We start from the raw sequence: 11084 nt of genomic DNA, 5'->3' as shown, positions 1-11084 counted from the left end.
GTAGGCCCTCCGTCTCTCGCGATCGGGAGGATTCTTCGCACATTCACCTCATGCCCCGCACGAGGGGAGCGGCGTAGCGCTTACCATCATCCTTATCTTTCGGAAGCATGGGAGATGAACACCTCGTACTGGCGATTCCCGTCTGTGGATGTTCCCGGCGGCGAACTATCCCTGACCAGGGACGGAACAGAACACAGAGCTTCGCGCAATTCGGGTAGAGGCCCGGGCAATTTCCTGATGCTGGAACAAGTGCTGCCTTCAAGCTCCTGCATATCGACGGCTACATGCCAATGCACCGACTTGGGAACCTGCAGGCGGACTGGCTGCTTCGCAAACCGGCCAATATACTGAGGTCGTTCTCCGCGCCCGTAATTGCTGCAGCTCGTCAAATCCAGCAACCTTAGATTGGCTCCCGACGTGAACGTGATCTCGGCCCTCTGACCGCGAGAACACTGCCCCAAATCGCAATGCGTAAAATTCATCTCCCCCTCATCCTGTGTCGGCCAGAATTTTGATTAAGCTCTTACGATCTCCTCGCCTGTTTCAGAAGAGGGACTCGTGTAGGCTTCGATAGTCGCTTCTCTCTCATCCAGGAATTCAAAGAGAAATAACTTGGTCCGCAGTTGGCAGAACCAAGAGTGCAAAGACCACTCACCCGGTTTGCCGCACATGAGCATCATGACGGGCCTTTGATTTCGCGCCGTCGGGGTTTTTATGATCGTTTTCAGGCATACTCGATCCGTCCAGCTCAGGCGGTTCGAAACGGCATCGGGGTGGGTGTGCCAGTCCCCGAGATACGTGTCCAACCTCCCGGAACGCTCATAGTGCTTCGCAATCTCCGCCTGTTGCCAGCTTTGATCAGGGAGAAAGCTGCTTCGCTCGTGAGATGCTCGGGGCCCCGCCGGGATCATTGCTGTTATGACGGCAACGTTGCTTTCGGCCCAGTACCCCATGAAGGTCCCACCCGTTTCCCGATCATACCAGAGGTCGGCATCCGTCTGCATGTCCTGCATGATCGCCCGAGGCACCCACACTATGGGTTGCATCCGCATTCCTTCATCGGAGGCAACCCATCCACCCGCCAAGACGGCGGCACCCGCTTGATGCCGTCATGCAATGTGAGGGTGTGAACCAAGGATTCCTTGAACTCGGCTGGCTGCGAGAGAATGTCCACGGTCAACCGGACAGCTTCCAGCGATAATTCATGAAGATCGAATGAAGCCCCAGTGAAGGTCAACTCGGCGCATCCAGCCGGCTGATTTAGCGCGGAGATTTCTCCTGACCCAGGAGCTTTCTCGATCAAACCTTTCGCATAGGCGAATTCGCGGCAGGTTGGACAGCCGGATTTCGGCTGATAGGCCGCAACGACGCCCCCCTTCAAAGAGAGCGTCCCGAAAAGAGAGATCATCGGTTTGCCGGCGGACTTGCAGTGATCGGCCAGCAAACGTGAGACTCCGGAAGAGGCCGTTGCATCGATGACGATGTCCGCCTTCCCAAAAATCGGCGGTAGAACTGAATGGTCTCCTCCGTTCCCGTCGGCCGCCGTGGCTATGCCTACGGTGTGATGGATCGCCTCGACCTCGACGCTCGGGTATTCGGATGCCACGTGGTGCTTGACGGCGGTCGTCTTTCGCATTCCCCAGGCCGTCGCACCAAGCGGCCATCGGATCGAGTTTCCTGGTTCGACGATCTCATGGTCGATGACGGTGAGATGGGAACAGCCGTTGCGGGCAAGCTCGATCGCAACTGGGGCACCAATAGCTCCCATCCCGAAGATGGCAATCACCTTATCCTTCAAGATGCCGACCGATGGAACTCGGGCGCCGATGTCTGTGGCCCCGGCGCGGAGCGTGGGAACTATGATCATGGAGGGGCTGGTCCCTCTCTGTCCTTGCTTCACAGCCCGGAACGACTTTGCTGGTCCGTAACGCAGTGGAAATAGCCAGGTGTCGCCGTTAACACGGTGGCTGAGTTCCGTCGATTGGACCGTGACGGACATCGAAATAGCGGGCGAGCCACAATTGATCACGTCGCCTCCAAAGGTAAGCTGGCCCTGCGCCTTCCGCCAACCCTCTGGCGATGGCGGCGCGAAACGACCTACGCGCCTCCACGGAAATATGCCCGTGACCTTCTTCAATTGAAGTCCGGGAGGAAGCGGAAATTTCCGGGCAGCTAGAACGGACCCGTCCTTCGCCTTGATTTCCTCGACCACACCCTGGAATCTAATTTTGTCGTCCATCTTTTGAAGGGAGTAAGACGCCCGCAACGTGCCCTCTGTTTCAGCTCCTACATTCCAGGCAGTGTCGATCAACATATAGCTGCCGTCGACATAGCCATCGAATGCCGGGGCGAAGGCGTTCCACCAGAATTCCATCGGTTCGCCCTGTGGATCCTCCATGCCCGTACCATTCAGAGCGTTGGCGAGTTGCTTCTCCAGAAGTTTCGCCAATGTCCACTCGATGGACCACAGTCCTGTGTCACGGCCCAACAGGCAAAGGTTGCCGTCGGTCGGTGAGCAATGCTTGTGCGGAAAAGTTTCCGGGTTTCCTCGAAGGGCGACTTGCGGGCGCACGAAGGGATAGCTGTCGGGGAAAACTGCGCGAAGCTGGCAGACTTCCCCGGATGCCAGCGGCCATTCGAACTCGATGCTGAGCACCCCCTGTTTTAGTTGGTCTTCGTCTATTCGCAGCGAGTCTCGGGCGAAGAATGCCAGGTCACGGAGTTCGAAATTCAGTCGTCCGACACAGGTATGCTCCCAGTGGGGGAGCATACCTGTTTTCAGATCGCCGTAGCCTATCCAGGTCATCCTACTGGACGATCCGGCAGCTGAGGTGGGTCCTTGGGGCCAGGCGGAACGCCGGGCGGACGACCCGGAACGCCATCTGGCGGGCCTGGGACCCAGTCGGGGGGGCCCGGCGGGGTGTGGCCTGGATTGCCGGGGATTGGAGGCCGTGCCATGTTGATTCTCCATTTGGCTTTGTGGAAGATACAGATTTCACATCGCGGCGTTCTCAGCTGATCTGACCGTTTATCCACCTTGCCGTACAGGCGAGTTAATACGTCGTCGGATAAGACTTGCATTTTGAGAACTATAGTAATTAGGGACGAGAGTTTGCGCCAAAATGCGTTGGCTGCTGAAATTTGGGCTGCAGAAACCGGCGCGCTTTGAAACGTCACCAGCTTCTGCGTTGCGCGCTGTGACCGGATATGGTCTTCCTCCTGATGCTAGGGTCCGGCCCAAGACCGATCGCAACGATACGGGACTTGGTGATAATGCCGCGCTGCCGGAAGGCGGCGAAGCGGTCGAGCTGGGGGCGCTGCAGGTCGGATTCGACTACATGGTGGATAAGTACTGGGGCGTCAACTTCGACGTGAAGAAGCTTTTCCTCAAGCCAGACTTCGACGTCATGGTGGACGGCGCGAAGCTGATGGAGAAGGCTGCACTCGTCGCGCGCTTCTGCGCCCTCAAATCCCGACGCCAACCCTGCACCCGAAGCTCCACCGAACGAACCTATGACGATCCCATGTTCGCTCTCCAGTTCCTGGCGCACCACATCGGCATTGCCGCCATGGCGGAAGAAGCGCTCCCGCAGCCAATCGTCCAGCCCGTCAAACGCGGTCCGCCACGCAGGCTTGCGAAACGGAACAGTCCCGCCCTCGCGCAGATACCGACGCACTGTGTCGCGCGCGCACCCGAATTCCTTCGCCATTCGCTTCGCTCCCCAGCCAAGCTCATGCAGCCGCAGCATCGCTGCCACCTTTTCATGCTGAAGCATCTCCTCTCCCTGATCGTTCTCGACAATGCAGGAATCTGAAATTCCAATCGTCATCCATGCCTCCTCTCATAACCGAGGGAGTCAGTTCTTCATTTCGTCAAGGGGGTCAGGTTCTCAATTCGCCCGACACATGCACTACGTGCGGTTGGCGAAGCCGAGGTCAGATTGTTCAATTTTCGCTGAGAACCGCGAGCCATCGACTAGAAGAATTCACAGTATTTTCCCCTTCCAGTTGGGTACGGTGGTCTACCAGTCGTCTGGCCGAGGCCTATAAGGAACCCGGACGTGCGGAATACACACCTGCACCCTGCCGACATACATATCCGCTATTGAGGAGAATCCGGTATTCCCCTGTGCCTGCCGATGATCCGCCACCTGAAATGTTCCCGGTTGTCGTCATAGAGACAGACGATCCGGACACCCGCGAGGTCTTCCGTCTCACCGAGCGGAATCATCATATTCCTTTCGAGAAATCTTTCACGAAAGCTTTCGATTGTTTTCCGCGCTCGCTGAAGCCGGCAATGTCGATATTCGCCTGGCCAAGTGCGTCCTCGATGAGTTCCGATATCTCTTCACACAATCTTTCCTAGGCGGGACGCTTTAACGTGTATTCGCTTACAGGGTTCTCGATACTCACTGACGCCATTCGATTGCCCGTAGTGCCGCCCTGGGTTGCAGTCTGTACCTTGGTTTGCGCTCGTTCCACTGCGGACACTGGTGGTCTTCAATCGTCCACTCGGCGCCAACAGACCGCGAGTACGCAAAGACAGAGGCAGGCTACCGAATCGGTGCCGCCTCTTTTTATGCAGAACTCGATTAGGGCAATAAGCGGCCAGAACTGCTCTTCACAGAAATAAGATTTTCAAGCATTTGGGTTGGTGACGAATCAATGGCGCTCAACAGAGTCCTAGCCTACGACGTGAACCCATAAATGCGGAATGACCTCGAGGGGGTGGATTGTGGACATTGTTGAGAGCCACTAGGCTTCCCCCATGCCATCTCCTTGCAAATTCACCCTGAGCCTCGGCTTCGCGCTTGCTCTTCTCGCATCCAGCGGGCCTTCCGCTGATGCCGCGCGCACTTGCCAGACCGTCAATCACGCATCCGAACGCAGCAAGCTGCAACAGCTTCTGTCATCAAACGGCGTCTCCAAAAGCGAGCGGGCGTTTTTGTTGGCTGGTGCAGAACAGCGGCTAAAGAAGGTGCAGTCTCGCGCTCTCAACGCGCGTGGCGCTCAATGCGGGATCGACTCAGTTCGAGCCCACATCCTCGGCTGCATGAACAGCACACTTCCCTCCGCTCTCCGCACAACTCCACCGGACAGAAAGTCCAGCAAAGCGCTTTGGGGCCAAGCGGGACTTTCGGCCGCGGCGGAGTGTTCATCGGAATGTTTCACGCGTGCCGTGGAGGCGCTATGGATACCTTCCTGTCCAAGTGACTGAGCATGAGTGTCCACAATGGGGTCGTTTCCCGACTGGCCCTTTCATATCGCGCCGAATTCTGATTCAGACCCAGCATGAGCCGTTATGACCTAACCGACTTCGAATGGCGCGCAATTGCGCCGCTGCTACCCAACAAGCCGCGTGGAGTGCCGAGCGTTGACGACCGCCGTGTGCTGAACGGCATTTTCTGGGTATTGCGATCTGGTGCACCATGGCGAGACCTGCCTGAGCGATACGGCCCACGCTCCACCTGCTACAACCGCTTCGTCCGATGGCGGAAAGCGGGTGTATGGGACCGCCTCATGGACGCCATCAGCAAAGCCCATGAGGGCAAGGTGCAATGATCGACACCTCCATTGTTCGCGTTCATCAGCAGGGAGCGACGGCAAAAAGGGGGATCGAGATCATTGTCTCGGTCGATCCCGAGGCGGGCTGACAACCAAAATCCATGCTCTTGTCGACGCCCAAGGCAGGCCTATCAAGCTGACGCTCACGGCAGGCCAAATGAGTGACATCGCCTCCGCAGCGGACTTGATCAAGGATCTGCCCGAGGGTGCCATGCTGCTCGCCGACAAGGGCTATGATGCCAACGCCTTGCGCAATGCCGTCACCGAGCAAAAGGCATGGGCCAACATCCCGCCCAAGGCCAACCGCAAGGACCCGATGTGCTTCAGCCCCTTTCTCTACAAGGCCCGCAACCTCGTCGAACGTTCTTCAACAAGGCCAAGCAGTTTCGTCGCATCGCAACCCGATACGACAAGCTGGCAGAAAACTACCTCGCTGCCCTCAAACTCGTCGCAATCCGCATCTGGCTACGCGGTAATGAATCTACGTCCTAGGGGATGCCGATTCCGAAGTACCGCGTGTGGGCGACATCGAGGATGCGATTGACCAAGCTCGAGAAGCTGTGTCCGGCAGTCATCGCGGCTAGGACATAAGAGGAGCTCATACTGAGCCACGGCATGGAGTTGATCTCCAGGACAAAGGGCTGGCCGGAGCGGTCGATCCTGAGGTCGACGCGGGCGTAGTCCCGGCACTGGCAGGCACGGAAGGTCGCAATCGAAATATCCTGCAGCTTCCTCGCAAGGCTACTCCCGATTTGCGCCGGGCAAATCTTCGGCAGCGCGGCGACCACCGTGTACTTCGCTTCCCAAGTCATAAGACGTGTTTCGCGGTCCCCGAAGTCCTGCTCCACCAGAGGCAACACATCGAGTTCTCCGTTTCCCAGCAACGCGACGGCGATTTCTCGCCCATCGATGTATTCTTCCACGAGCGCATCTTGCGCATATTGCGTGCCGATCACTTTTACGGCCTGCCTCAACTGAGCGGGCTCACGTACGAGCTGCACTCCCAAGCTCATGCTTCCGTAACGCGGCTTCACTACCACTGGGAATCGCAGGTCGCCCGTACCCTCGGTGCCGCGACGCATCACACGAAAGTTCGGCGTCGGCACGCCCTGATCGCGGATGAGCCTTTTGGTGATGACCTTGTCGGGCGCCAGCCCAAACCCGAGCGGGCCCGATCCGGTGTAAGGGACACCGGCCATTTCGAGCATGGCCGGAACGTGGGTGTAACGGCACTCGCCCTGAATTCCGTATCCCATGTTGAAGACCATTCCTGAGGGGCGGGCTTGCGGATCTGGGGGCATGAATTGCTCTAGCGTACTGAGCAGTCCTTTATCGCCTTCGCACAGCAGCGTCTCGTGGCCGCCCTCTTGCAGGGCCGCCACCACGCTTTCGACCGTCCCGCGGTCGTCGTCCGGCCCACAAGACTGACCGAACCGGTTGATCACGCCGGTATGATCATGGTTCTGCACGACTGCTATTCGCATGAGCTACTCCTTTGATGTTTTCCCGCTGTCACGTTCATTTGCTCGGATTTCGTTACTCGATGGGAACAACTCGTCTGGACCCCGCGCGCCCACCGGTACGGCCGGCCAAGGGGCGAGCGGGTTTGCTCGCTCCAACAGGCGGAAATCGAAATACTTGTTGATCAGCAAAATGCGGCCTGCACGAACAGCAGTTCCGGGAAAACGCAGGAAGAATTTGAACGTACCCGGCAAGCTCATCAAAGTCACAATGATGAGAGCCGCCTCCGCTAGCGTCGCCTCCACATCCGCTGCCGCCGTCAGATCATTTCGTTTCAGCGGCAGGCCGACGTCCGCCGGCCCGATCCGCTGGCTCGCCGTCCTCCACCCCGAAGGAGGTGCGCAGCACCTCATGACGCGCCACCAACCCGTCCAGGGCCGATTGCAGAGCCGCCTCGTCCAGCTCGCCGCGAAGCCGAAGTCTCATCTGGATGTGCCAGGCCTCGCTGCCGCCCGCGAGACGCGACAGGAACCAAAGCCGCTGCTGGGGGAATGACAGCGGCACCCGCGACGGACGCGGCAACGCTTCAATTGGCGGGACCGCACTCAACGGTGCAACGTCCATCGCATTGATTTGGATCGTTCGAGCAAGTTTCATTTAAACCTCCTTGGGCCGGAAACTGCGAGACCGCTATGGTCGTAACGGATCCTTCACCGTGTCCCATGCAATCGGCGTGCCACCGACGAGGTTGTGCGAGCAAGAGCGGCAAAACCAGGTGTTTCCCGCCGCAACAGCGGAATACTTGCGCCTCAGTATGTCGGGTTCCGAACACAGACGTCTTCAAGCGGACACGCGAGCGTTTCTTCACACCATGGCTTCGCTTTAGCCTATGATACCGTCTGTCAGATTAAGCTCAGACTTTTACAGGTCGAACTAGCATCCCTTGAACATTGCAATCTTTCAAAATTCGTTGAGGCGCTCCGTGCCACCCCGCCGCTAATCAAAACGTTGCAACAGATCCTTCAACTAAATTCATAGAATCTTCATGACCGACGATCGCTGACACTGGTACGCTCACCATAAAGTCTGACGTGAGGCACGGCCAAAAAACTGATGCCGATTGGCCACATGTGAGGCGCTGTTCACCAAGCCGGTCCACCCCTACACCGAGGCGCTGATGGCGGCAGCACCAGTGCCGGATCCTACGCGAGTTCGGCCTGAAATGCCCGTCGAGGGCGAGGTGCCGTGCCCCATCAATCCGCCGAGAGGGTGCGCGTTTCATCCGCGCTGTCCGCTCGCGATAGAGCGTTGCCGCATCGAAGTGCCGCCTTTGGTGCCGACGGCAGACGGGCGCGTCGTAGCCTGTCACGTGCGCGCTCCGGCCACCGACGTCCGGCCGCGGCGGCCAATTCTTCGCTTGCTCATGTGGCCACTTGATCCGGTCCTGAGGCATCGGAAAACGCTAGCATAGTGACAGTCAAATGCGCACTCATGAAAAGTAGAGGATCATATGGAGAGAGATTCGTACGACAATGCAAGCCATCAGGTGCAGCACGACGATGGTTTTGATACCGTCGGTTCAATTGCCACAAACGTTGAAGACGGCTTTACAATGGCGGCAGTTGGCGACCTTCTCTTCGCGCGGCCCGTAACGAAAGGCCATTATCCTGGCTTGGTCGATGTCCTCAGGATTTTTCGTGAGGCCGACGTCACTTTCGGCAACTTGGAAACCAACATCTTGGATGTTCGGTCTAAAGGATGCCCACAGGCTGAGTACGGCGGTGCATATTGCATTAGCGCCCCGGAACTGGGACCTGACTTAAAGGCATGGGCTTCAATATGGTCAGTCGTGCGAACAACCATACTCTCGACTGGGGCCTTGAAGCATGCATGGGACGAGCCGCGCGCTCGATGAGAATGGAATCATCCATGCAGGCGCCGGCGAAAGCCTCGCACAAGCCGACGCCGCTCGCTTCATGGAAACGGCGCGCGGTGCTGCAACGTTCGCGCCTATGGCTCGTGCGTGCAATCCCGCCGGCGAGGCGCCAGGCAGACCAGGACTCAACGCCCTTCGCCTGACCAAAAGCATCGTGGTCCCGCGGGAAATGCTCGAAAGCTTGAGGCGGATACACAAAGTCTTACCGGGCTACAATCCGGCCGGACAGGAGCCAAACCGGGTCGTACTTGGCGGGGTGATATACAAAGCGGGCGACAAGGCCGACTACAGCTTCGAAGCAAACGCCCGCGATGTCGCCAACATTCTACGAAACGTTCGTCGGGGCAAGCAGTTCTCCGGACTTCTGCATTGTCACGAACCACGGGCACGAGCCCGGAGAATGGAACCAGGAACCGCTGACTACGAACAATCGTTTGCCCGCAGACTCATTTATGCCGGAGCAGACGCATACGTCGAACACGGACCGCATCTGTTGCGAGGCATCGAGATCTACAAAAGGCGCCCTATCTTTTACAGCTTGTCAGTACCTCCGGACGCCGATAGGCGCTGACATGTTCGACGCATACGGCAAGGACCCAAGAGTCGATGCGGATGCCGAGGTGACGGTCGATGAGGTGGCAGAAGGATACGCGACAGCAGAAGGATTAGTAGGCTCCCAATCCGATGCAGTCTATTATGAGAGCGTTGTCGCCGTGAGCCACTTTGAGCCCAACCAGCTTGCTGAATTGAAGCTCTATCCAATCGAGTTCGGTCGCTCGAAGAGGTTTGCCAACCGGGAGTGCCGAGGCTCGCCCCCGCTCCGCAAGCAAGAACCATTCTGGAGCGGCTACAGAAGCTCTCGGAGCCATTTGGGACCCAAATCGACATAGAGAACGGCACTGGATTGATCCGACTGCGGCGTAGCTCGGCCAAAGACGAGGCTCAGGTGAATGCTTGATGCGACGAAGTGCCTCCGCTGCCCATCGCAAACTGCCGTTAGAGCGGCAGCCGTCGCGTAGCGGAGATCTCGAACCTCGATGTGCCCTTCTGATATGCGGTGCATGGCAAGCCCACCTGCGGGGAATGGAACCGTGTCGGCCTTGAGACGCCGCACAGATTCCGCCGCGCTCGGGTCCGAGATCGGTCGGCTATCCGAGCACGTGTCGAGGAGGGGTGGACACCCGGCGTTTGTTTCGTCGTGTTCGACAGGGCGGGAAACCTCTTCAAAGGGGCTGCTGGCAGGAAATGGAAAGCCATTCCATTGAGAATGCACAATCGGCCTGGATAGCGCCAAGCATGTCTTTCAGGTGTACGGTGTCGACGCGAAGGGCGCGGTCCCATCCGTCAAAAGCTGCGGCGCGAAGACATCGCCATATAGTGCCTGATCGGCATCGAAGCCTGCGGACTAGCCATCACTGGGCCCGAGCTTTGGCTGAACTGGGCGTGAGGTTCGCCTGATGCCAGCATAATGCGGCCCCGACGTGGCCATCTTCACTCCGGACGCGCCGGCTGAATCATGGGCATGTCGTCTCCCGGTAAGTCATTCGTTGGAGAACGAGAGTGTCTGCCGCCTTTTTGAGTCGAGCGCCTCACTGTCGGTGTCGACAGGAGTAATAGTGCGGATTGACCGCGCCACTAACTCAAAAAGGGGAACGGAACGTGAGAATCTCGCGACGCGACGACGAGGCCACACTGGTCCGTGACGCTCGCGATCTGGAGGAGGCGAGACCGTGGGGCCACCGGCGCCAACCGTTCGACCGGAGCGCAGCTGACAATTGTCGGCGAAGGTGATGAGCTCGAGAAAATGACGAGGATGGCACGTGCAGATGAGGATCCAATTTCGCCCACGACGTTTGCGCCACTCAGGAACCGGACCTTTCGCTCGATCTGGCTCGCGACGCAGGTTTCGAGTCTCGGCTGGTTGATGAGACTGTTGCCATCAGCTGGCTGATGGCAACGATCTCGACTTCCGATTTGATGGTTGCGCTGGTACAGGCTTCATCGACGCTGCCCGCGTTGATCCTATCGGTCTTTGCCGGGCCATCGCCGACAATTTCAGCCGTCGCAGAGTCATGTTCGCCGGTCGGTGCCTGATGGCGGTAACATCTGCGCTGCTGACTGC

7 protein-coding genes and 5 pseudogenes are annotated in these 11084 nt (G+C 58.2%); 6 read left to right on the top strand and 6 right to left on the bottom strand.

Features of this window, described 5'->3' with window-relative positions:
• Window positions 1-92: 92 nt before the first annotated feature.
• The 3 genes from NKJ72_RS30390 to NKJ72_RS30380 are packed head-to-tail and all read right to left on the bottom strand — an operon-like array spanning window position 93 to window position 2806.
• Entirely contained in the window at window positions 93-482 is a 390-nt protein-coding gene (locus tag NKJ72_RS30390) for a DUF1883 domain-containing protein (protein WP_352480719.1), read from the bottom strand.
• Between the two features lie 33 nt (window positions 483-515).
• Window positions 516-1013, bottom strand: a complete 498-nt coding sequence (locus NKJ72_RS30385; RefSeq protein ID WP_352480718.1) for a Mov34/MPN/PAD-1 family protein — start codon at window positions 1011-1013, stop codon at window positions 516-518.
• Window positions 1014-1033: 20 nt separating this feature from the next.
• Window positions 1034-2806 carry a ThiF family adenylyltransferase gene (locus tag NKJ72_RS30380; protein WP_352480717.1) on the bottom strand — a complete coding sequence of 591 codons (1773 nt, stop codon included), beginning with the start codon at window positions 2804-2806 and terminating at the stop codon, window positions 1034-1036.
• Between the two features lie 505 nt (window positions 2807-3311).
• Here NKJ72_RS30380 and NKJ72_RS31095 point away from each other — a divergent pair.
• A pseudogene (locus NKJ72_RS31095) lies at window positions 3312-3446 on the top strand (OmpW family outer membrane protein); the annotation flags it as partial.
• Here NKJ72_RS31095 and NKJ72_RS30375 read toward each other — a convergent pair.
• Window positions 3446-3830 (bottom strand): annotated as a pseudogene (locus tag NKJ72_RS30375) (helix-turn-helix domain-containing protein); the annotation flags it as partial. The pseudogenes NKJ72_RS31095 and NKJ72_RS30375 sit on opposite strands and share 1 nt — an antisense overlap.
• Before the next feature lie 1462 nt (window positions 3831-5292).
• On the opposite strand from NKJ72_RS30375, the pseudogene NKJ72_RS30370 reads away from it, so the two are divergent.
• A pseudogene (locus NKJ72_RS30370) lies at window positions 5293-6057 on the top strand (IS5 family transposase).
• Here NKJ72_RS30370 and NKJ72_RS30365 read toward each other — a convergent pair.
• Both NKJ72_RS30365 and NKJ72_RS30360 read right to left on the bottom strand, forming a co-directional pair.
• On the bottom strand, window positions 6054-7049 hold the full coding sequence (locus NKJ72_RS30365; protein WP_352480716.1) for a D-alanine--D-alanine ligase family protein: 996 nt from the start codon (window positions 7047-7049) through the stop codon (window positions 6054-6056). The pseudogene NKJ72_RS30370 and the gene NKJ72_RS30365 overlap by 4 nt on opposite strands.
• A 301-nt stretch (window positions 7050-7350) precedes the next feature.
• Window positions 7351-7683, bottom strand: coding sequence for a condensation domain-containing protein (locus NKJ72_RS30360; protein ID WP_352480715.1), 333 nt, complete (start codon window positions 7681-7683; stop codon window positions 7351-7353).
• Between the two features lie 463 nt (window positions 7684-8146).
• On the opposite strand from NKJ72_RS30360, the pseudogene NKJ72_RS30355 reads away from it, so the two are divergent.
• The 4 genes and pseudogenes from NKJ72_RS30355 to NKJ72_RS30340 form a co-directional block, all read left to right on the top strand.
• Window positions 8147-8463 (top strand): annotated as a pseudogene (locus NKJ72_RS30355) (oligopeptide/dipeptide ABC transporter ATP-binding protein); the annotation flags it as partial.
• A 449-nt stretch (window positions 8464-8912) separates the two neighbouring features.
• On the top strand, window positions 8913-9533 hold the full coding sequence (locus tag NKJ72_RS30350; protein WP_352480714.1) for a CapA family protein: 621 nt from the start codon (window positions 8913-8915) through the stop codon (window positions 9531-9533).
• Window position 9534: 1 nt separating this feature from the next.
• Window positions 9535-9852 carry a hypothetical protein gene (locus NKJ72_RS30345; RefSeq protein ID WP_352480713.1) on the top strand — a complete coding sequence of 106 codons (318 nt, stop codon included), beginning with the start codon at window positions 9535-9537 and terminating at the stop codon, window positions 9850-9852.
• A gap of 914 nt (window positions 9853-10766) precedes the next feature.
• Window positions 10767-11084: pseudogene (locus NKJ72_RS30340) on the top strand (MFS transporter); the annotation flags it as partial.

It is taken from the genome of Mesorhizobium sp. M0045 (assembly GCF_040323385.1).
Taxonomy (GTDB): domain Bacteria; phylum Pseudomonadota; class Alphaproteobacteria; order Rhizobiales; family Rhizobiaceae; genus Mesorhizobium.
This window is presented reverse-complemented; position numbering and strand designations above follow the sequence as displayed.